We start from the raw sequence: 21,759 nt of genomic DNA on the forward strand, positions 1-21,759 counted from the left end.
CACTCGTGGACGTAGCGGTGTGCGTATGCCGGTGGCCCGCGGCAACGGGGTTCGGTACGAACTGGGATTGGGGGCCGTCCGTGGGGCAGATGGTCGGTGGTCGGCGATGACCGGGCTGGCAGATGACCCGAATGCGGGATTGGAAGTTGGTGCACGGCTGGCGGATCGGGATTTCGATGTGCGGCTGGAGGTGGGCGCGGGTGAGGTGCTCGCGGTGCTCGGGCCCAATGGGGCCGGGAAGTCGACGCTGCTGGATGTGATCGCCGGGTTGGTACGACCCGACGCCGGGCAGGTGCGGCTCGGTGGGCGGACGCTGACCGATACCGGGAAATCGATTGCCGTGCCGCCGCATCGGCGCGGGATCTCGCTGCTCGCGCAGGATCCGCTGCTGTTTCCGCATCTGACGGTGGCGCAGAATGTGGCATTCGGGCCGCGCAGCGGTGGGCTGCGGGCGGGCGCCGCGCGGGCCGTCGCGCACGAATGGCTGGCCGCCGTCGACGCTTTGGAGTTGGCACGGCGCAAACCGGGGCAACTGTCCGGGGGCCAGGCGCAGCGGGTGGCGCTGGCGCGGGCGCTCGCCGTACAGCCGCGGCTGATTCTGTTGGACGAGCCGATGGCGGCACTGGATGTCGCCGTGGCACCGGCGATGCGGGCGCTGCTGCGCCAGGTACTGCGTGATCCCGCCGCCGACCCGCTGGATTTCGAATCAAGCTCTGCCGCATGGGCTGTCGGCAGATCGAGCCTTACAGCATGGGACCGAATCAGATCGCTGGGCGGCATCCTTGCCGGTGCGCGAGCGCGACGCGGCTCGGTGCCGAATGATCCCGGGTCGGCGGCGGGCCGCGGAACAATCGACCATTCGCGGGCGACCCGCAGCGCGGTGCTGGTGACCCACGACATCATCGATGCGCTCACGCTGGCCGATCGCCTGGTGGTGATCGAGTCGGGCCGTGTCGTCGAATCAGGTCCAGTCACAAGGGTTTTGACGCGTCCCCGCAGCGGGTTCGCGGCGCGGGTCGCCGGGGTGAACCTGTTGGTCGGCACGGCCGCGAGCAGTTCGGGGGCCGGAAATGACGAGGTCGGCGCGGTACTGGCCGACGGTGTAGAAGTGCTGGGACGCGTTGACGGCGCGCTGACCCGCGGCGGCCGGGCGGCTGCGGTGTTCGCGCCTTCGGCGGTGGCGGTGCATCGTGAACAGCCGGAAGGCAGCCCGCGCAATACCTTCCGGATCCGGATCGCCGAACTCACCGATCGCGGCGGAATCATCAGAGTGCGTGGTGCGGACAACCCCGACGGCTCCCCCGGCCTGGCCGCCGACCTGACGCCCGCCGCCGTCGCGGAATTGGATCTCGCGCCGGGTCTGCCGGTCTACTTCGCGGTGAAGGCGACCGAAGTGCACGTCTACCCGTGTTGAGCAGTCTGGATTTCGGCCTGCCCCCGGCGACGGCCGAATACCGCCCGTCGTACATGCTGATCGGGTAAGCCGACCCGACGCGGACGTGACAGTCTGGAGATAGTCCTCGCGTCATAGAAAGGAGCCCTGATGCCGCTCGATCTCAATAGCGATCTCGGTGAGGGTTTCGGGTCGTGGACCATGGGCGATGACGCCGCCATGCTCGATATCGTCACCAGCGCCAATATCGCGTGTGGTTTTCACGCGGGCGATCCGTCGATCATGCGCCGCACGTGTGCGCTCGCCGTGGAGCGCGGCGTCCGGATCGGCGCCCATGTCGGTCATCGCGACCTGGCCGGTTTCGGCAGACGTGCGATCGCCATCGAACCGGCCGAGCTGCGTGACGAGGTGTTGTACCAGATCGGCAGCCTGGATGTTTTCGCGCGCGCCGCGGGTGATCGGGTGCGATACGTGAAACCGCATGGCGCGCTTTACCATTCGGCGGCCGGCGATCCCAGGCTCGCGGCCGCGCTGGTGGGCGCGATGGTCGATTTCGACGGCGAGCTGGCCCTGCTCGGGCCGGCGGATACGCATATGGCGAAGGCCGCCGAGGAGGCCGGGATCAGGTTCGTCGGCGAGGGTTTCGCCGATCGGGCCTATACCGCCGAGGGTCTGTTGGCCTCGCGCAAGCTGCCCGGCGCGGTGCTGCACACGAAGGAGGCGGTGGCGCAGGCGGTTTCGATCGCGATGTCGGGTACCGCGCGGATCGTCGACGGTTCGGGTGAGGTGCAGGTCGCCGCGGCGAGTCTGTGCGTGCACGGCGATACTCCGGCCGCGGTGGAGATGGCGAGGCTGATCCGTGGCAGTCTCACCGAGGCCGGAATTCCGGTCGAAGCCTTCGTGTGAGGTCCCCACTTTCCGCGCGGTACCATCTGCTCCCACGGTTGGTGAACCACCGGATAACCTCCGGTGCTGCGGTAATGGATGCGGTGCGATGACGGATCCGGCCCCGAAGGGCCCGCCGACCCGGCTCGACCCGGCTCGGCTGATTCGCGCTGCCGGTGATCGCGCGCTATTGCTCACCCCGCCGGATCATGCGACGACGACGCTGCTGGCCGACCGGCTGCGCCGGGAACCCGTCACCGGTATCGCCGATATCCTGCCCGCCTCGGAAACCATTCTGGTGACGCTGGTTTCGCCGCAGGCCGCCGAGCCGGTCCGCAGGGAACTGCTCGATCGCCTGGATACAGCGGCGGGAGCGCGGGATTCGGCCGATGTTTCCCGTGAAACAGTGGCGCGCAATGATTTTGCCGACGAGCCTGTGCTGATCCCGGTTCGCTATGACGGCGCGGATCTGGCCGATGTCGCCGCACATCTCGGCATGACCACCGCGGAGGTGATCGCCGCGCACACCGGTACGGTGTGGCGCTGCGCCTTCGTCGGTTTCGCACCCGGATTCGGCTATCTGGAATCCCCCGACGGCAGGCTCACCGTGCCGCGGCGCGCTCAGTCGCGGACCGCGATCCCGGCTGGATCCGTCGCGCTGGCAGGCGGTTTCAGCGCGGTCTATCCGCGCGGCACCCCCGGCGGCTGGCAGCTCATCGGCACAACGGAACTCACCATGTGGGATGTGGAACGAGATCCGCCCGCACTTGTCCGGGCGGGTGCCTCGGTCCGCTTCGAGGCGGTGCGGTGATGATCGTCGTCGAGCAGGTCGGACCGCTGGCCACCATCCAGGATCTGGGCCGTCCCGGCTGGTTCGATTCCGGCGTCGGTCCGGCGGGCGCGGCCGATCGCGGCTCATTGCGCCTCGCCAATCGCCTGGTCGGAAATCCGGAGGAATTCGCCGGAATCGAGGTGCTGCTCGGCGGATTGGCGCTGCGCGCCGAACGGCACGTCACAGTGGCGGTGACCGGGGCGCAGGCACAGGCGTCCATCGATGGCACCCCGGTGGGTCATGCCAGCGTGCTGGAATTGGCGGAAGGCCAGGTGCTGCGGCTGGCGCTGAGCGCGAGCGGGCTGCGCAGCTACGTCGCGGTGCGCGGCGGTATCGATGTGGCTCCAGTGCTCGGATCCCGCAGCCGCGACACCCTTTCCGGCCTGGGTCCGGAGCCGCTGCGCCCAGGCGTCCGCTTGCCGGTCGGCCCACCGCCGCGCACCATGCCCATCGTCGAATTCGCCCCTGTGCCGGCGCCTTCCATGGAACCGCTGATCATCGGCGCGTACCTCGGCCCGCGGGACGACTGGTTCGCCGATGCCGCAACGCTTTTCGCGGGCCGGTGGGTGGTGTCCACCGATACCGACCGGATCGGCGCCCGGCTCGACCGCCGGTCGGGTCCGCCGCTGCGCCGCGCCATCGACGCCGAACTGCCGACCGAGGGCATGGCCCTCGGCTCGATCCAGGTGCCGCCGAGCGGACAGCCGGTGATTTTCCTCGCCGACCACCCGATCACCGGCGGCTATCCGGTGATCGCGGTGGTGGCCGACGCCGATATCGATGCGGTCGCGCAGGCGCGTCCCGGCCGGATCATCGAATTCCGCCGGGCCTGAGGGCCTTCGACACAGGGCCTCAGCTCAGTTCGCCGAATCCAAGCGGGCGTGCATGAGGTACACGTTGTAGGTGTCCCAGGCCGAGATGGTGAAGTACAGATCCTTACCGGTGGACCAGGGGTGGATGAAGCCGCCGTACGCCTTGGGATAGTCCGAGGTGTCGACCAGCGGCACCTCATCGGTCCAAATCCCTTGCGGCGTAGCCGAAGTGCGCAGCACGATGGTCCCGCGCGCGGTATCCAGATATACCATCTGCCACTGCCCGGAATCCTGGTCGTAGCGCACCGAGAGTTCGCTCGCGATGCCGGGAACCAGTGGTGTCGCGAGGTTTTCGGCGGCGGGCGCCCAGGTGCCGCCCACCCAGTACTGATAGGCGGACTTGTTCAGCACCTCGTCCTTGGGCACCCTGGCCAGGCCGATCACGCCGACCCGCCCGTTCGGCGTGCCGAACATGTACACGTAGTCGCCCTGCGGCACCATCGCCGCCACCTGGAACCGGCCGAGCCCGAAGAGGTTGTCCCAGTGGGCGTGCTGATCCTTGACCCAGGTGCGTCCGTCGTCATCGGAGTAGGCGATGCCGCCGAAGTTGGTCGACCACAGGCCCGGGATCCGACTCCAGTGGTTCACCGACATATAGCTCAGGTACTGCCGGTTCCCGAGGGCGAAACCGGAGGTCGGGATGGTGGTGGTCTCCCAGTTCTTGATCTTGCGGCTGCCGAGCAGTTCGGCGGCGTGGCACCGGCTGTTCTGCACCATATTGTCGATGACCAGCCCCTTGGACAGGTCGCGGTTGGTGCTGTATCCGATGACGTTGCTGCGCCAGTCCGGCCCGCCGACGCCGCCGGCCTCCCAGCCGTCGCCGAAGGTGTCGCCGAAGATCACCGCGACCTCGCCCGGCTTGGTCTCCCAGGTGATGCCGAGGTCGGTGCCGTCCACCTGCCAGCGCATATCGGTGCGGTTCTGCGAGCCGTGCCCGGTGACCTGACCGACCAGATCGACCGAATCGACCCGCGGCGGCGGCACCGGATCGCTCACCGGCCCGGGTTCGGCCGGATGCACCACCTCTGGCGGTGCGGGCTGCGGCGGATCACCGGGACCGCCGGGCACCGGAATCGGGATCGGCTCGATCTCCGGGCGGAACTGCACGCTGGGAATCTTGATCGGAGATCCGGATCCCGACGAGCCGGTGCCGGAGCCCGAACTGGAACCGGAACTGGATCCGGTTGGGCCGCCGGGGTCGGGTGCCGGATCCGGGTCGGTGGCCGGATCCGGCGGCTTCGGCGTGTCCCTGATGTCGGGACATGGATTCCGGCACGGATCCTCGGGCAGCGGTTCGGCGTCGATCCTGGTGTTGTCCTGCGGCGGATCGGGCACCGGCACCGGGGTGAGCTCGGGCACCGGCACCGGGATATCGATCGTCGGCGGTACCTGGATGATCGGCGGTGGCGGCAGGCTCGGATCCGGTTCGCGATTGAGCGGATCGAAACCCGTTTCGCCGCAACTGTTTACCGGCGGGGGCGCCCAGGGATGTTGCGCGGCCTCGGCTGGCGGACACGGCAGGACGAGCAGCCCGGTGAGCGCCACACCGAACAGTGCCGGTGCGCAACGGGTTCCCATGGCAGGTGAACATACCCGAATCGATCGTGAAAATGCGGGACGATAGGGACGAACCGAATCACATATCGGTATCGCATTATTTCGGCGGCTCGCGGGAAAAGCCCGGCCCGGCAAACCAATTCGCGCTCACCTGGTGGCGGGGTGGCGCCTGCCGTTCAATGCGATGGCGGCCATTCCGCCGCAATAGATTACGGCCCCGGCCAATACCACCGGCAGCGATCGGCCGTTGGCCGGAATCACCAGCGCGGTGATCCCGATGGCCAGCACGAAGGCCATATTGAAGACGGTGTCCTGCAGTGCGAACACCTGTCCGCGCCGATCGTCGTCGATATCGACCTGCAACGTCGCGTCGCCGGTGAGTTTGACCGTCTGCCCGGCCAGCCCGAGCAGGAACGCACCCACCAGCAGCAGCTGATGCGCGCCGGAGCTGGCGACGGCGGTGGCCGTCACCAGCGTGAGCTGCACCAGGGTGGCCAACACCAGTCCGGTGAGCACCGTCCTGGGCCGCCCGAGGCGCGGGATCAGCAGCGGCGCGACCACCGCGGCCACCAGCATGCCCGTCGCGACGAAGCCGATGGCGACGCCGAAACCGAGCAGCCCGCTATTGAGCCCGGCGCCCTCGGCCGGCGCCTGGCGCAGCACCAGCACCATGATCAGGGTGTTGAGTCCGAAGACGATTCGATGGGTGCCGATGCCGATCATCGCCGTGGTCACCTCACCCGACTCCCACACCGCCCGCGCGCCGGTGCGCAGGCCGGTGGCGATCGCGCGCAGCGCGCCCTCGGTCGCGGTACTCCCCCGCTCCGGGCCGAGCTGACGGGCGCCGAATCCGGCGGCGGCCAGCGCGCCCAGCACCGAGCCGATCGCGCTGACCGCGACCGCGACCGCCGAGGCGAAATCGCCCGCGCCGATCCCGCCGATGATCGCGACCGAGATCGCGGCCCCGGCGCCCGCGCAGCCGGACGACACCGTGGCGAGCACCGAATTCATGGCGACCAGCCAGTGCTGTTCCAGCACCCGTGGCAGCGCCGCCGAAACGCCGGCGAGGACGAAGCGGCTGATGCCGACCACCGCGAGCGCGAGCAGCAGCAGCGGTATCTCCCCGGCCCCGGCCAGCAGCCCGACCGCCACCGCCGCGATCAGCACGGCCCGCAGCACATTGGCCACCAGCAGCACGGTCCGCCGGTCCCACCGGTCGAGCAACGCACCGGCATAGGGACCGATCAGCGAATACGGCAGCAAAAGCACCGCGAATCCGGCGGCGATGGCCAGCGGGTCGGTCTGGCGTTCCGGATTGAAGAGGATGGCTCCCGACAGCGCCGCCTGGAACATCCCGTCGCCGAACTGTCCGGTGAATCGCACGATGGCCAATCTGGCGACGCCCCGGCCGCGCAATGCCGCGCGTAGCGATGTGGATTGCTCGTCCGCGGGGGTGGAGCTGTCGGGGCGACCAAGGGACACGCCGTGAGGCTACCGTGCGTCCGACCGCTACCACCGGTACCGCGAGTCGGCGGGAATCACCGGTGGATCACCGCGGAATCATTCCGGAGCGCCGTTGACCAGCACGCTGACCGCCGCGCGCATATCCGGCGCCATCGGCAGGGACGACAGGGCGTCCGCGTCGATCCAGGCGAACGCGTCGTGTTCGCCGGGTTCCAGCGCCACCTCGCCCGGCTCCGCCTCGACCACATAGGTGAATTTGCGCACCCGATCCTTGGTGCGGGTCGCGTAGTCGAAACCGCCGAGGAATTCGACGATTTCCCGCACCCGCAACCCGGTCTCCTCCAGTAGTTCGCGCGCCACGCATTCGGCGAAGGTTTCGCCGGATTCGACTCCGCCACCGGGGAGTTCGTACATGCCGCCGTGGTAGTCGTCCGGAACTCGGCGCACCACCAGCAGTTTCCGGTCGCGGAAGACCGCGACGCCGATTACGAAGTGCGAGATGCCGTCTCGCCGCGCCTGGTTGCGGAGTTGTCGCTCGATGCCCGCGAGCGCCTCGGGTCGCATGCGATCGTCACCTCCGGATCCGTTGTGCCCCATTCTGATACGCCGACGCCGCGGTGCCCGCGCGCGACCGCGGCGCCGGTGCGGCCGCGCTGCACGCCCGCGCTACCGGCGATTCGACGAACCGGTTGGTACTGCTCGCCTTGCGTTCACCCGTAGGTCGCTCGCGTAAAATGCCCTGTGCAGGACAATTTACTAGGAATTCGGAGTACCGCGACGGAAGTACTCCTACCCTGAAAGGCGATCGGTGCACGGTCCCGAGAGGAGGACCCCGATGTCCACACTCACGACACCACACATCGATGTACATCGTGGGGGCGATCGCATGAAAACGCGCGTCTCCTGGCTCGATTCGAAACACTCCTTCTCCTTCGGCGAGCACTACGACCCCGAAAACACCCACCACGGCCTGTTGCTGGTGAATAACGAGGACATCGTCACACCGGGGCAGGGCTTCGAAACGCATCCGCACCGGGATATGGAGATCGTCACCTGGGTGCTGGATGGCTCGCTGGTGCACCAGGATTCGCTCGGGCACAGCGGTGTCATCTATCCGGGGCTGGCCCAGCGGATGAGCGCGGGCACCGGAATCCTGCACTCGGAGAAGAACGATTCGTGGCGGCTGTCCGATGCCGCCGAACACGACGTACCGGTGCATTTCGTGCAGATGTGGGTCGTCCCGGACGAACCGGCCCTGACGCCGGGCTACGAGCAGCTGGAGATCGATGACGAGCTGGCGAGCGGCCGTCTGGTGACGGTGGCCTCCGGTCTGCCCCGCTACCGCGACAGAACCGCGATCGCGATCAACAGCAGCCATTCGGCCTTTCATGTTGCCCGGATGCCGGAAGGCGCTGTCGAACTGCCCGACGCGCCGTATCTGCACCTGTTCGTCGCGCGTGGCGAGGTGGATATGGAGGGTGTCGGCACCCTCTACGAGGGCGATGCGGTGCGGTTGACCCGCTCGGGCGGGCAGCGCGTGACGGCGCGGCGGCCATCGGAAATCCTGGTCTGGGAGATGCATGCCCGGTTGGGCGCCCAGTGACGATTTGTCCTATTAACATTCCTGTGTAGCAGGCGCGATCAGTACCTCCTGCCGTCCCCGACGTTGTGGTATCGATCGAGAGGAATACATGTCGCAGTATCCGCCGCCTGATCAGTACCCCCAGGATCCTGGTCAACATCAGCCCCCGCCGGGGCAATATCCGCCGACGCAATACCCCGGCCCTGGTCAAGGGCCCTATTGGCAGGAATCCCCCAAGAGCAAGGGCCTGGCGATCGCCGCGCTGGTGCTCGGCATCATCGCGCTGGTGACGTGTTTCGGCGCCTATCTGTTCGGCCTGCTCGCCGTGATCTTCGGCGTGATCGCGCTGGCGCGCAAGAACGGCGGCGGCAAGGGTATGGCCATCGCCGGCATCATTCTCGGCGTCATCGGCCTGATCATCGCGATCGGAGCGACGATCTTCGCGGTTAATACCGGCGTGAAGGATTTGTACGACTGCGTCAACAAGGCGAACGGCGATCAGGCGAAGATCGACAAGTGCAACCAGGACTGGAAGGGGACGTTGGAGAACAAGTTCAGCGTCACCCTGACTCCACAGCCGACTCCGTGACCTCGTGCCAGCCCCCGGCGCAGGCCCTGGTGACGGCGACGACCTCGGCCAGCGCGGGCCGATAGTCGCCGTCGGGCAACGCGATCCAGGTGCGGTAGCCGCCCCGCTCGTCGGTCGGTGACGGCAGCACGATTCTGGTGCCGGGCAGCGCCACCGAGGCGCACACCCGGAACAGGTCGGCGAAGAGGTTCATATCCAGGTAGGAGTTATCGGTGGGCCCGGTCAGGAAGGTCCACCGGTTGGAGCGCGGATGCGCGATCACCGGGCCGACGGCGGTGAGCCGGTCGCGGACCCGAGCACCGAGCGGCGCGGGCATGACGACGGCGCCGATTGCACCTATTTCCAACATGATTCGGCCGAGTGCCGGATCGACGACGCCGTACAGCCCGTGATCCTTGCGGTAGCCGCGACAGCGCACGATCGCGTCCTGAACGGCCGTGTAATCCTGGGCTGCCGCGTAGCCCCCGGGAACCGTCTCACTACCTGTCATGCCGAACCTCGCCTAATGCCGGGTGGATCGCGCGGGGAGTGGGTGACCGACCGTGGAACCGACCCTAGTCCGGCACAAGTGGGTTGACAATAGTCACGGCCCGGTGTTGACGTCGTGTCGTTTCGGACGGTGGCCGCGCCGTCGCACCAGGTCGCGGGCGTAGCATCCGTGCATGGCACCCGTCTCGCCGACCGTCGCGCGCTGGGAGCTGGTGCTTCGGCTGCGGGAGCTGCGCGAGCAGCGCGGATTCGATTCGGCCACCTTCGCCAAACGCGTCGGCTTCACCCCGGCCAACTGGTCGCATGTGGAGAACGGCCGACGGGTGTTGACCGGCAACACGATCGGTCCCGTGCTGGACCTGCTCGAGGTGGATGCCGAGGAGTCCGCGGAACTGCTCGCCCTGCTGGAGGCGAGTAAGCAGCGCTGCTGGTGGGCCAAATCGGCGGCGCTCATCGGCCCGGATCTGCAGCGACTGTACGGAATGGAGTACGGCGCGCAGAGCATTCGCAGCTACGACAGCCTCGTCGTACCGGGCCTGTTGCAGACCGAGGCCTACGCGCGGGCGCTGATCAGCGCCGATGTCATGATCCGGCCGGTGCAGGTGGAACAGCTTGTCGCCATTCGGATGCGCCGCCAGGAGCGGTTGCGCGGCGCCGACCCGGTGGAGCTGACCGCGGTGATCGGCGAGGCGACGCTGCTGCAGCAGACCGGCGGACCCGAGGTGCTGCGCGGCCAGCTGGAATACCTGGCCGATCTGCTCGAGGAGCTCGAGACCATCGACATAAGGGTCATTCCGTTCAGCGCGCCCGAGGGCGCGATACTCGGCGGTTCCAGCTTCCACCTGATCGATTTCGCGGGCGAGCAACTGCCGACCTTCGGCTGGGCGGAGAGTGCGGTATTCGGCGGTTCGGTCGACGATCCGGACCAGGTGCGCGATCTCGGATTCGCCTATCTGCGCGTATTGGGCCAATCGTTGACACGTACCGAATCATTGGCTCTGATCAGGCGAAACACTCACATGTAAAATTTCACCATGGCCACCACCGCCCGCCCATGGCCGGCTTCCACCGGCTGGTTCACCTCTTCCCGATCCAACAATGGCAACCAATGCGTCGAGGTGCGATTCGATGGTGATGCGGTGCTCATCCGCGACAGCAAATACCGCCGCAACCCGGCCAACCGCACCGCCGAAGAGCCCATCATCACCGTAAACATCAGCGAATGGACCTCGTTCCTGACCCATCTCAAGGCCGGAACCGCACCGTTCGGACCGTCGCTGTTCGCGGGTGATACCGCAGACGGCGGCACCGCGCTGCGGCACGGCGCCACGGTGCTCACCTATACGCCCGCCGAGTGGAATGCCTTCCTCGCCGGTGTGCGCGACGGTGAATTCGATCGGATCATGCTGCCGGCCTGACCCGTTCGCCGATGGAGAACACGCAGGCCAGCCTCGCATCGGCATACTGGACTGCGTGACTTCCGAGCTGACCGGCGCCTCCGGTATCGACCTGTCCCACCTCGACGAGCGCGTGCGCGTGCAGGACGACCTGTTCGCGCACGTCAACGGTAAATGGCTGGACACACACGAGATTCCGGCGGACCGCGCGGTCGACGGCGCCTTCCGCACGCTCTACGACCAGGCCGAGTTGGACGTCCAGAAGATCATCCAGGACGCCGCGGCCGCGGACGCCGAGCCGGGTTCGGATGCCCGCAAAATCGGCGACCTGTACGCCAGCTTCATGGATACCGCCGCGGTGGCCGCCGCCGGACTCGAACCGATCGCCGCGGAACTGGCCGCGATCAAGGAGGTTTCGGATCGGTCGGCCTTCGCCGAACTGCTCGGCCGGCTGCAGCGCACCGGTGTCGGCGGCGCGGTGAGCGCATTCGTCGACACCGACGACAAAGACTCCAGCCGCTACCTGGTAAACCTGTCCCAGTCCGGGCTCGGCCTGCCGGACGAGTCCTACTACCGCAAGGACGAGTACGCCGAGATCCGGGCGAAGTACCTCGATTTCGTGTCCGGGATGTTCCGGCTGGCCGCCGGATATCCGGGCATCGCCGAACTGCTGCCCGCCGATCCGGATGCCGCCGCACAGCGGATCTTCGAACTCGAACGCAAACTGGCCGAGGGCCACTGGGATGTGGTGCGCCGCCGCGACGCCGAATTGAGTTACAACCTCACCACATTCGCCGCACTGACCGAGGAGAATCCGGAATTCGACTGGGCCGCATGGGCTTCGGCGTTGGCTGCGGGCGTCGACCGGCCCGGCCCCGAGCTGCTCGCCGAGATGGTCGTGCGTCAGCCGGACTATCTGCGCACCTTCGCCCGACTGTGGGCGAGCGAGGATCTGGCGGATTGGCAGGCCTGGGCGGCGATCCGGGTGTTGCGGATGCGTGCGCCGATGCTCACCGACGAGATCGTCGAGGCGAACTTCGATTTCTACGGCCGCACCCTCAGCGGCACGCAGGAGAATCGGGAGCGCTGGAAGCGCGGCGTCGGGCTGGTGCAGGATCTGCTCGGCGAGGCCGTCGGCAAACTGTATGTGGCCGAACACTTTCCGCCCCAGGCGAAGGCCAGGATGGAGGAGTTGGTCGCGAATCTGCAGGAGGCGTACCGCCGCAACATCACCGACCTGGAGTGGATGGGTCAGGACACCAGGGCGGCCGCGCTGGCCAAACTCGCCAAGTTCACCCCGAAGATCGGCTACCCCGACAAGTGGCGCGATTACTCGGCCGTCGTGATCGATCCCACCGATCTGGTCGGCAATTATCGCAGCGGCGTCGCGGCCGAATACGATCGCCAGCTCGGCAAGCTCGGCGGCCCCGTCGACCGTGCCGAATGGTTCATGACCCCGCAGACGGTGAACGCCTATTACAACCCGGGCATGAACGAAATCGTCTTCCCCGCCGCGATTCTGCAGCCGCCGTTCTTCGATATGCACGCCGACGACGCCGCCAACTACGGCGGTATCGGTGCGGTGATCGGCCACGAGATCGGTCACGGCTTCGACGATCAGGGCGCCAAATACGACGGCGACGGCAATATGGTCGACTGGTGGACCGATGCCGACCGCGCCGAATTCGGTAAGCGCACAAAGGCTTTGATCGAGCAGTACAGCGAGTTCGCGCCCAAGGAGCTGGGCCCGGAGCACCGGGTGAACGGCGAATTCACCATCGGCGAGAATATCGGCGATCTCGGCGGCCTCTCGATCGCGCTTGCGGCATACCAGATTTCGCTCGACGGCAAGGATGCGCCGGAGATCGACGGACTCACCGGCCTGCAGCGCGTGTTCTACGGCTGGGCCCAGGTGTGGCGGTCCAAGGTGCGCCGGGAGGAGGCCATCCGGCGGCTCGCGGTGGATCCGCATTCGCCGCCGGAGTTCCGCTGCAACGGCGTCGTCCGCAACGTCGACAGCTTCTACGAGGCGTTCGGCGTCGAACCCGGCGATGCGCTGTATCTGGAACCCGAAGCGCGCGTCAAGATCTGGTGATCGCCGGACGTGCCGGGATCCAAGCCGTGCCACCGCGGCTGGATCCCGGCGTTCGCGGGATTACGCCGGATTGTCGGCGTGGGTGAGCGTCTCCCAGAGGGAGAACATATCCGCTCCGGTCGGTCGCTGCTGCTCGGTGAGCCTGCCCGTGTACGGCATATCCAGGCCCATCCGGTTGTGCAGCGCGTTGTAACCGACCTCGGTGACCTGGCCGAGCGCACGCTCCAGGTGGCCGCCGCACAACCAATCCGGCATCGGTTCGCCCAGTTGGTATTTCGCGTGCAGTTCGAAGGCCGCGCGTAACCGGTCGGCGACCTGCGGGTAGAGGTCCTGATGCTGGATGCGGCCAGTCTCGGCGATATGCGCGATGGCGGACAACCCATATCCGGTGTGCGCGAAATCGCGGCAGGTCTCCTGGGCCAGCCCGTCCACCAAGGTCGTCTGGCCGTACCAGTATTTGGTGATCTCCTCGGGCGTGCGTTGCTTATTGCGTCCGGCGATCTTCGGCTGCGGCCCGTCGGAGGTCAGGTAGATGTAGGCGGGTACCCGGTCCAGGTACATGCCGACCGCCTTGTCGTAGACCGGGCGATCCTCCAGGAAGACGGCGATCCCGATGGCCGCCTCCATTTCGGTCAGCTCCCAATTGCCGTTGGACGACGAGCCGTTGATCACCTTGGGCAGGTACACATTTCGCAACAGGTCGCCGAATCGTCCGGAATTCGGCCAGTCGCCGTAGGCGTATTTGATGATCTCGGCCGCCCTGGTCCACATCGATGCCGCCCAGCCGCTCTGCAGCGACGCGTTGCTTCCGGTGTGGTCGGTGAGCGCTGCCGACCAGGCGTCCATGATCTCGATCGCCTTGTGCGCGTAGCGGATATCGCCGGACAGATACCAGGCCAGCGCGTCGGTATACGCCGCGATGGCATCGCGACGCTCGTCGCTGCACCCATTGTTCGGGTTGTCGTACGGGCCGCAATCCACCACCGGCCGCGGTTTGGCGGCATGGGTCGCCGACGCGTATTCGCTGCCGATCATCTTGTCGTAGGCGGATTTCCACGGCTGCAGGCCGACCGCGAGGCGCACCTTCACCAGGTCCAGCTGTTCGCGGGAGACGAGCACGCCGGGATGGACGAACGCGGCGGGAGCGGCGTGCGCCCGCGCGACCGTATGCGGTGCGGCGCATCCGGACAGCAGACCGACCGTGACGGCCACCAGTATGGCGACCCGACGGGTGCCGTTGCGATACCTCATCGGGTGAATCTTCTCCGAAATGCTTTGGGGCAGAGCTACTTTATCTTCAGCGCAGCCGTTCCTCGGTGGCGGCGTCGAAGAAGAATATCTCGTCCAGCTTGGGCCGCAACCGGAGCCGGTCGCCGAGCGCGACCTGGAATCGCCGGTCGACCCGGGCCACCACCTTGCCGGAGCGGCTGTTCCAATCCTCGGTGACGCCGTGGCTGTAGACGAATGATTCGGCGCCCAGCTCTTCCAGCAGCTCCGCGTCCACCGCGAGGCTGTCCGGTTCGGTGGTGACCTCCCAGGACTCCGGCCGGATGCCGACGATCACCCGGTCGCCCGCTTTCGCGATGCGCGGCAACGGGATTCGCAGCTCGCCCAGTTCGGCGGCGTTATCCCGGACCGGCGCCTCCAGCAGGTTCATCCCGGGTGAGCCGATGAATCCGGCGACGAAGGTGTTCACCGGATTGTCGTAGAGTTCGCGCGGCGCGGCGATCTGCTGCAGTTTGCCGTCGCGCAGCACCGCCACCCGGTCGCCCATGGTCATCGCCTCCACCTGATCGTGGGTGACGTAGACGGTGGTGGTGCCGAGCCGTTTCTGCAGGCCCGCGATCTGCGAGCGGGTACTCACCCGCAGTTTGGCGTCGAGGTTGGACAGCGGTTCGTCCATGCAGAACACCTGCGGGCGGCGCACGATGGCCCGCCCCATCGCGACGCGCTGGCGCTGGCCGCCGGACAGTTTGGCCGGTTTCCGGTCGAGCAGATGCTCCAGCTCCAACATCTTGGCGGCCTCCTGCACCCGAACCATGGTGTCGGCCTTGTTCATTCCCGCATTGCGCAGCGCGAAGCCCATATTCTCCGCGACCGTCATATTCGGGTAGAGCGCGTAGCTCTGGAACACCATGGCCACGTCGCGGGCCCGCGGCGGCAGGCCGGTGACGTCCCGGCCGCCGATCAGGATCCGCCCGTCCTCCACCGATTCGAGCCCGGCCAGCATGCGCAGGCTGGTCGACTTACCGCAGCCCGACGGGCCGACGAGAACGATGAATTCGCCGTCGGCGATATCGAGCTCCAGCTTGTCGACCGCGGGGGTCGGCGCACCCGGGTACAGGTGCGTGACGCCCTCGAATTGCACTGTCGCCATGCTGATCCGGTCTCCTATCGAAATCCGTTGTTCCGGCGCGGTTTCCCGCGGTGAATTACTTGGGCAGCTTGGGCGCGATCTGCCGGTCGTATATCGCCTGCAGCTTGTTGCTGACATCGGCGAACACCGTCGCGACATCCTGGTTCTGCAGGCCGATCTGCTCGAGCCCGGTGCCGATGATCTGGTCGCCGCCCGGCAGGAAGACGCGCGCGTAATCCTGCGATTTGGTCAGCGGCAGCTGGTCGATGGCGACCTTCGAATTCGGGTTCTTCGCCAGGAAATCCGCCTCGGCGGGGTTGGTCGCGGCCGACTTGCGCACCGGCATGTATCCGGTGGCCTGGGAGAAGTAGACCGTACTTTCGGCGTTGGTGATGAACTCGATGAACTTGAGCGCGTTCTTCTTCCGCTGATCGGAGATGCGCGCCGGGATGGCCAGGCCCGCGCCGCCGGTGGTGACGCCGGGACCGCTGGGGTGCGGCAGGAAGGCGGTGCCGAATTCCAGTTTGCCGGTCGCATTGGCCTTGATGCCCTTGAGGTCACCGGTGGACGCGATGGTCGAGGCGATGACGCCGGTGCCGAAATCGGTCGCGATATCCGGCCGGATGGCGGCGTACTTCTTGTTGTTGATGCTGTCGCGCAGGTAGTTGCCCGCGGCGATGGTGCCGGGCTCGTTGAACTTCAGCTTCCACTGATCGGAGTACGCGCCGCCGAAGGTCCAGTTCGGACCCTGGAAGGTCCAGGCGAGGTAGTTCTTGGCGTCACCCCAGCCGTGCGCGAATTTGCCGGAGCCGACGACCTGCTGGATCTTCGGGCCCCACTCGTCGAATTCCTGCCAGCTGTTCGGGCCGCGGTCGGGCAGGCCCGCCTTCGCCCACACATCCTTGTTGTAATAGAACAGCGGGGTCGAGCGGGAGTACGGCAGCGCGTAATGCTTACCGTTGAACAGGTAGTCGGCGGCCAGCGAGTCGACGTAGTCGTCCAGCTTCACGCCCGCGTCGGCGAAGTGCGCGTCGAGCGGTTCGATGGCGCCGGTGAGCGCGTAGTTGAACCACCAGACATCCGACAGCACAACCACATCCGGCAGGTCGCCGCCGGAGAGGGCCGCGTTGAACTTCTGTGACACCTCCTCGTAGTTCTTGCCGGCGTCGATCAGCTTCACCTTCAGGTCCGGGTATTTGGCCTGGAAGCGGTTGATCAGCTCGGTCTCCTGGTCCTTGGAGGTGCCGGGGTGATTGGACCAGAAGGTGATGGTGTTGGCGTCGCCGCCCTGCTTGGAACCACCGCCGCTGCCAGCGCATGCGGTGAGCACCGCACCCGCGGCCGCCGCGCCGGCCAGGCCGATGAATCCGCGTCGCGACAGCGCGGGAAATTTGGAACTGGACACGTGGTTTCTCCTGTTTTATCCCTTGACCGCACCAGAGGTGAGGCCCTTGATCATGTGCCGTTGCAGCACAAGGAAGACGATGAGGATCGGCAGCATGGTCAGCAGCGTGCCGGCCATCACCGGACCCCAGTTGGTGCTGCTCGGATTCTCGGTGTTCTGCAGCAGTGTCAGGCCGACCGGCAGGGTGGCGACCCGCGAGTCGTCGGCCATCAGGAAGGGCCAGAGGTATTCGTTCCACTCGTTCACCAGCGTGACCACCGCGAAGGCCACCATGGTCGGCCCGGACATCGGCAGCACCACCCTGGTGAGCAGCCGCCACCAGTTGGCGCCGTCCATCCTGGCCGCCTCGATCACCTCCGATGGCAGCGACAGGAAGTGATTGCGCATCAGGAAGGTGCCGAAGGCGACGCCGCAGAGCGGAACGATGATGCCCTGCAAGGTATTTCGCCAGCCCAGCTGGGCGATCAGCGCGTAGTTGGAGATCACCGTGATCTGGTTGGGCACCATCAGCGCCGCGATGATCACCAGGAAGATGATGGTCTTTCCGGGGAACCGCAGGAAGACCAGCCCGTACGCGCTGAATACGCCGAGCACGAATTTCACCAGCGAGATGATCCCGGTGATGATCAGCGAATTGCGCAGGAAGGTCCAGAACGGCAGGTCGGTGGTCGCGGCCTTGTAGTTCTCGGGATGCCAGCTGTGCGGCCAATACACCGCGGGGTGGGTGTAGATATCCGGGCGCGCCTTGAACGAGGTGATCAGGATCCAGAACAGCGGCACCCCGACGATGAGCAGCACGCACGCCATGGCGGCATAGCCGAGCACCTTAACCAGCAGCACCCGGCGGTGATACGAAAGGGATTCCGGGCCAACGTGTTTCACTGTTCGCCCCGATCCATGACCCGAACCTGCACCAGCGTGATGATCAGCAGCACCAGGAACATGATGGTGGCCACCGTCGCGCCGTAGCCGGCGCGGAAATTGCGGAACGACTCTTGATACACCTGGTAGACCATGGTTGTGGTGCCGGTGCCCACCGGCCCGCCCCGGGTCATCACATTGATGATGTCGAAGACCTGCAGCGAGTTGAGCAGCACCGTGATGGACAGGAAGAAGGTGGTGGGCCGCAGCTGCGGCAGCAACACCTTGCGGAAGGTGGTCCAGCGGCTCGCGCCGTCGATCTCGGCCGCCTCCATCAGCTCGGCCCGCACGCCCTGCAGCGCCGCTAGGTAGATGACGAAGCTGTAGCCGAGGTTCTTCCAGATGTAGGTGACCGTCACCATGAACAGCGCCCAGTGCGGATTCTGGTAGAAGTCGGGCACGTTCTCCACGCCCACCTTGTGCAGCAGGTCTTGGATGAGACCGAGGCTCGGCTCGAAGATGAACTGGAAGGCGACGCCGATGGCGGCGCCGGAGATGACGAACGGCGCGAAGATCGCCGAGCGAACCACATTGCGGCCGAACAGTTTGCGATCGAGCAGCAGGGCCAGCGCCAGGCCGAGCACCATGCTGCCGACCACGGCGGCCACGGTGAAGACCACCGTATTGGTGACGATCTGCCAGGAGTCGGACCGGCCGAACCACTCCTTGTAGTTGTCCAGCCCGACGTAGTTGACGAACGGATCCGAGATGTTCCAGTCGGTGAACGACAGTCGAATGTTGTCGATCAGCGGTCGGTAGACGAACAGCCCGAGCAATGCCAGGTTCGGTACCACGAGTACCAGGAACAGCGCATAGTCCTGCCAGGGCCGATTGCGTAGGCCGCGGCCTTTCGGCTGGGGCAGTACACGTTCCGGCTTCGTTCGCACTGCGGAGACTTTACGTACAGGAGCAAACGTTCGGTTAACGGTAGACGCCGACACGCTGAACTTTGACGTCTTACTCATGGTCTCCCGAAATCGTTGTCGCGCTCTAAATCCTCAGGGAGCGTAAACGGACATATGGCCCGCCGTCACGAAAACGGCGGACCATCTGTCCAACGAGGTATGAACTTCTAACTCGGGAAGGCGCTCGACCTGGCTGACCAATTGCCGCTCCGGCAGGTCGAGGCGACATCTGATCTCGCACGAACATGGGTAACTCGCCGGGACGGGCTAGCCTGACCCAACGCCTTACCGCCGGTCGCCAACGTGACGGTCTCCGCACCTAGGTCTGGCCCGAAGACGCGGAGAGGCGGGACTAGTTCCAGTCGCCCAGGCCGTCGGACGGGCTCAGCGTGCCGCCCTTGGTGTTCTGCACGATCACCGGGTCGCCCTTCTTCGCGTTCTCGAAGAACCACTTGGCGTTCTCGGTGCTCACGTTGATGCAGCCGTGGCTGGCGTTCGAATTGCCTTGCTGGGCAACCGACCACGGGGCGGCGTGCACGAAGATGCCGCTGTAGGAGATCCGGGTCGCGTACTCGACCTCCACCTTGTAGCCCTCCGGGTCGGTGGTGGGCACGCCGTAGGTGGACGAATCCATGATCATCTTGCGCAGCTGTTCGCCGACGTAGTAGGTGCCGTTGGGCGTTTCGTGCTTGGTCTTGCCCATCGCGATCGGCATGGTCTTGATGACCTCGCCGTTGCGGGTGATGGTCATCTGGTGGGTGTTGTCGTCGGCGGTCGAGACCAGCGCGTCACCGATCTTGAACGAGGTGGTCGTGCCGCCGGCCTCCACCTTGACGTCGGTGTTGTCCGGCCAGAACTGGTCCGGCCGCCAGCGCACCTGCTGGTCGCCGCGCCAGTAGAAGTGGCCGGGCGCCTTCTTCGACGAGGTGATCTTGATGAACTTCTCGGCGGTGGCGTGATCGGGCACCGGATCCTTGAAGCTGATGACGATCGGCTGTGCGACACCGACGGTGTCACCGTCGGCCACGTTGATCGATGGCGGCGCGAAATTCGGCTGCTGCGGCGGCTGGACCGCGTTACCCGAGGAACCGGAGCCGAGCAGGCCGGGCAGGCCGGTGTCGGCCTGTGCGGGAGCGACGATCGCCGCGCCTGCCGCCGCGCAGGCGGCGGTCAACAACAGGCCCTGCCGCAGTCGGCGGGATAGCCGTCCTTCCCGACGGGATTGCAGCGGTGTCCTGTTGTACAAAGCGGCATGCATAGGTTTCTCGTCCATTCCATCTCTCGCCCCGCACACGCGACGGCGAGGGAGATTTCTTTCCTTGGTGCGGGGCCTGCGACGAAGCGCCCCGCGGATTTTGACGGCCCGACCCTCCGACATTCCTACCGTCCGGCGGTGGGCGTATGCCAGCGGTATTCGCGAGTAATTCCAGCAGACCGTCCGGTGTGTCGAGCGACACATATCGCATTGTGTGGCACCGCATTTCGTGAAAGTTGCCGGTCAGATCGGCGTGTCCGGCGGAGCTACCGGCGGGTATCCCATCGGCCGATTCCGGCGCGTCCAAACGGCTTAGTGATGTAAATCACTCAAAGAGGTTGAGCCGGTGGGACTTAACCGACCACCTCGAACGGGATCGGGCGGCGCGGACCGGTCGCGATGTTGTGCGGCACCGGCAGCGGTGCGGAACCATCGGCATAGCGCGTGGTCAAACGCAATTCGACGCGGGAAACGATGGTGGCGAGCGCAATTCGCAGCTCGTATTCGGCGAGCGTCGCGCCGACGCAGCGGCGATGCCCGCCGCCGAACGGCGCGAACTCGAACATGGAGTATTTACCCTTTTCGCCGCGATCGAGGAAGCGTTCGGGCCGGAATTGTTCCGGTTCATCCCAAATCTCGGGATCCGAATGCAGTAATGGCACCGCGACCCCCATGATGTCGCCCGGTGCCAGCGGCACCCCGCGCAGCGTGAAAGATTCGGTGAGCCCGCGCAATACGATCGGCACCGGCGGATGCAGCCGCAGCGTTTCCTGGCAGACGGCATCGAGGTACGGCAGGCCCGCCAGCTCGGTCGCGCTGGCGCCGCGGCCCGCCGCGAGCACCTCCGCGCGCAGCGGGCCGAGCAGTGCCGGCTCGCGATGCAGGTGGAACAGCGCCCACACCAGCGTGGTCGCCGTCGTCTCGTGACCGGCCACCAGCAGCGTGCGCAGTTGCTCGCACAGGTCCGCGTCGGATATCGGGCTGCCGTCGTCGTAGGTGCAATTCAGCAGCGCGCTGAGAATATCGGGGCGCGCTGTCGTGGAATCGGCTCTGCGCCTGGCGATATCGGCGCGGAGCAATTCGTCCAGGCGGTCCCGCGCCGCCAGAAATCGATCCCACGGCGCATGCCCGAACAGTCCGAGTCGCAGCGCGGGCAGCAGCAGCGGCCCGGAGAACCCGTCGAGGAATTCGGCGGTCGTGGCGATGTAGTCGGCGCGGCGGCCCTCGCTGTCCACCCCGAGCACCGCCTCCAGAATCACCCGCAGCGTGATGGCCCGAGCCGCCGCTCGCGAATCGATCAGTCGGCCCGGCGTCCAGGCCTTCCCGGAACCCGTTGTGCCGCCGTCTATTTCCGTTTCGACCGAATCCCGGATGCGCTCGGCGAGCGCGCGGATCCGGGCGCCATGGAAGGCGGGAGCCAGCAGTGCCCGGTCCCGGCGGTGCCGCTCGCCCGCGGTCAGGATCAGCGAGGCGCCGCCGACCATCGGCTCGATCGGATTGGGCCGCGGCGGTTTCAGCGCGTCGACCGGGGCGCGGAAAATCTCGCGGGCGCCATCGGGCGTCCCGGTGAACAGCACCGGATCGAATCCGGGAAAGCGCACGTAGAACGGATCGCCCTCGCGGGCCCGCCGCCAGCGGAAGTACCGCTCGAAATCGATTCCGGCCGCCACCGCGTGCAGTGCGCTGAGCCGGGGCGGGCGCGGGCCGCCGCGCATTTCGCCATTCGCACCGCGCGCCCGCACACCCATATCGATGTATACGA

20 protein-coding genes are annotated in these 21,759 nt (G+C 66.5%); 9 read left to right on the forward strand and 11 right to left on the reverse strand.

What is annotated here, in order from left to right:
• Nucleotides 1-106 precede the first annotated feature (106 nt).
• From LGY53_RS06455 to LGY53_RS06470, 4 genes are all read left to right on the forward strand, one after another.
• Complete coding sequence (locus tag LGY53_RS06455; protein WP_225725728.1) at nucleotides 107-1,414, forward strand: sulfate/molybdate ABC transporter ATP-binding protein; 1,308 nt, start codon at nucleotides 107-109, stop codon at nucleotides 1,412-1,414.
• Nucleotides 1,415-1,543: 129 nt separating this feature from the next.
• Entirely contained in the window at nucleotides 1,544-2,299 is a 756-nt protein-coding gene (locus LGY53_RS06460) for a LamB/YcsF family protein (RefSeq protein WP_225725729.1), read from the forward strand.
• An 88-nt stretch (nucleotides 2,300-2,387) separates the two neighbouring features.
• Nucleotides 2,388-3,089, forward strand: a complete 702-nt coding sequence (locus tag LGY53_RS06465; protein WP_225725730.1) for an allophanate hydrolase subunit 1 — start codon at nucleotides 2,388-2,390, stop codon at nucleotides 3,087-3,089.
• A complete protein-coding gene (locus LGY53_RS06470) occupies nucleotides 3,089-3,943 on the forward strand; it encodes a biotin-dependent carboxyltransferase family protein (protein ID WP_225725731.1) in 855 nt (284 codons plus the stop codon). Before LGY53_RS06465 ends, LGY53_RS06470 begins: the two co-directional genes overlap by 1 nt.
• Nucleotides 3,944-3,967: 24 nt before the next feature.
• Here LGY53_RS06470 and LGY53_RS06475 read toward each other — a convergent pair whose 3' ends face one another.
• From LGY53_RS06475 to LGY53_RS06485, 3 genes are all read right to left on the reverse strand, one after another.
• Nucleotides 3,968-5,560, reverse strand: a complete 1,593-nt coding sequence (locus tag LGY53_RS06475) for a DUF4185 domain-containing protein (RefSeq protein ID WP_225725732.1) — start codon at nucleotides 5,558-5,560, stop codon at nucleotides 3,968-3,970.
• Nucleotides 5,561-5,686: 126 nt separating this feature from the next.
• Nucleotides 5,687-7,021 (reverse strand): MFS transporter, encoded by a 1,335-nt coding sequence (locus LGY53_RS06480; protein WP_374111132.1) that lies wholly within the window; start codon nucleotides 7,019-7,021, stop codon nucleotides 5,687-5,689.
• A 78-nt stretch (nucleotides 7,022-7,099) separates the two neighbouring features.
• On the reverse strand, nucleotides 7,100-7,567 hold the full coding sequence (locus LGY53_RS06485; RefSeq protein ID WP_225725733.1) for an NUDIX hydrolase: 468 nt from the start codon (nucleotides 7,565-7,567) through the stop codon (nucleotides 7,100-7,102).
• Between the two features lie 271 nt (nucleotides 7,568-7,838).
• Here LGY53_RS06485 and LGY53_RS06490 point away from each other — a divergent pair, with 271 nt between their 5' ends.
• Nucleotides 7,839-8,606, forward strand: coding sequence for a pirin-like bicupin family protein (locus tag LGY53_RS06490; RefSeq protein WP_225725734.1), 768 nt, complete (start codon nucleotides 7,839-7,841; stop codon nucleotides 8,604-8,606).
• Between the two features lie 88 nt (nucleotides 8,607-8,694).
• On the forward strand, nucleotides 8,695-9,174 hold the full coding sequence (locus tag LGY53_RS06495; RefSeq protein WP_225725735.1) for a DUF4190 domain-containing protein: 480 nt from the start codon (nucleotides 8,695-8,697) through the stop codon (nucleotides 9,172-9,174).
• Here LGY53_RS06495 and LGY53_RS06500 read toward each other — a convergent pair.
• On the reverse strand, nucleotides 9,146-9,664 hold the full coding sequence (locus tag LGY53_RS06500; protein WP_225725736.1) for a hypothetical protein: 519 nt from the start codon (nucleotides 9,662-9,664) through the stop codon (nucleotides 9,146-9,148). The genes LGY53_RS06495 and LGY53_RS06500 overlap by 29 nt on opposite strands.
• 172 nt (nucleotides 9,665-9,836) lie before the next feature.
• Between LGY53_RS06500 and LGY53_RS06505 the strand changes: the two genes are divergently transcribed.
• From LGY53_RS06505 to LGY53_RS06515, 3 genes are read left to right on the forward strand one after another with little or no spacing between them, the layout of a single operon-like run.
• Nucleotides 9,837-10,688: a helix-turn-helix transcriptional regulator gene (locus tag LGY53_RS06505; protein ID WP_225725737.1), complete on the forward strand. Its 852-nt coding sequence runs from the start codon at nucleotides 9,837-9,839 to the stop codon at nucleotides 10,686-10,688.
• Between the two features lie 9 nt (nucleotides 10,689-10,697).
• Nucleotides 10,698-11,081 carry a DUF397 domain-containing protein gene (locus LGY53_RS06510; RefSeq protein WP_225725738.1) on the forward strand — a complete coding sequence of 128 codons (384 nt, stop codon included), beginning with the start codon at nucleotides 10,698-10,700 and terminating at the stop codon, nucleotides 11,079-11,081.
• Nucleotides 11,082-11,136: 55 nt separating this feature from the next.
• Entirely contained in the window at nucleotides 11,137-13,155 is a 2,019-nt protein-coding gene (locus LGY53_RS06515; protein WP_308102818.1) for a M13-type metalloendopeptidase, read from the forward strand.
• A 60-nt stretch (nucleotides 13,156-13,215) separates the two neighbouring features.
• On the opposite strand, the gene LGY53_RS06520 is transcribed toward LGY53_RS06515, so the two are convergent.
• The 7 genes from LGY53_RS06520 to LGY53_RS06550 all read right to left on the reverse strand — a co-directional run bounded on the left by LGY53_RS06520 (nucleotide 13,216) and on the right by LGY53_RS06550 (nucleotide 21,745).
• On the reverse strand, nucleotides 13,216-14,406 hold the full coding sequence (locus LGY53_RS06520) for an alginate lyase family protein (RefSeq protein ID WP_225725739.1): 1,191 nt from the start codon (nucleotides 14,404-14,406) through the stop codon (nucleotides 13,216-13,218).
• 46 nt (nucleotides 14,407-14,452) lie between these two features.
• On the reverse strand, nucleotides 14,453-15,532 hold the full coding sequence (locus LGY53_RS06525; protein WP_225725740.1) for an ABC transporter ATP-binding protein: 1,080 nt from the start codon (nucleotides 15,530-15,532) through the stop codon (nucleotides 14,453-14,455).
• A 55-nt stretch (nucleotides 15,533-15,587) separates the two neighbouring features.
• A complete protein-coding gene (locus LGY53_RS06530) occupies nucleotides 15,588-16,916 on the reverse strand; it encodes an ABC transporter substrate-binding protein (protein WP_225725741.1) in 1,329 nt (442 codons plus the stop codon).
• Between the two features lie 15 nt (nucleotides 16,917-16,931).
• On the reverse strand, nucleotides 16,932-17,723 hold the full coding sequence (locus LGY53_RS06535; RefSeq protein ID WP_225726253.1) for a carbohydrate ABC transporter permease: 792 nt from the start codon (nucleotides 17,721-17,723) through the stop codon (nucleotides 16,932-16,934).
• 71 nt (nucleotides 17,724-17,794) lie between these two features.
• Nucleotides 17,795-18,724, reverse strand: coding sequence for a carbohydrate ABC transporter permease (locus LGY53_RS06540; RefSeq protein WP_194252459.1), 930 nt, complete (start codon nucleotides 18,722-18,724; stop codon nucleotides 17,795-17,797).
• A 370-nt stretch (nucleotides 18,725-19,094) separates the two neighbouring features.
• The gene (locus LGY53_RS06545; RefSeq protein WP_225725742.1) at nucleotides 19,095-20,000 is read right to left on the reverse strand and encodes a L,D-transpeptidase; all 906 of its coding nucleotides are present in this window, start codon (nucleotides 19,998-20,000) and stop codon (nucleotides 19,095-19,097) included.
• Between the two features lie 350 nt (nucleotides 20,001-20,350).
• Nucleotides 20,351-21,745, reverse strand: a complete 1,395-nt coding sequence (locus LGY53_RS06550) for a cytochrome P450 (RefSeq protein ID WP_225725743.1) — start codon at nucleotides 21,743-21,745, stop codon at nucleotides 20,351-20,353.
• Between the last annotated feature and the right edge of the window lie 14 nt (nucleotides 21,746-21,759).

The sequence above is a fragment of the Nocardia sp. JCM 34519.1 genome (genome assembly GCF_020361265.1).
GTDB classification, from domain to species: Bacteria; Actinomycetota; Actinomycetes; order Mycobacteriales; family Mycobacteriaceae; genus Nocardia; species Nocardia arthritidis_A.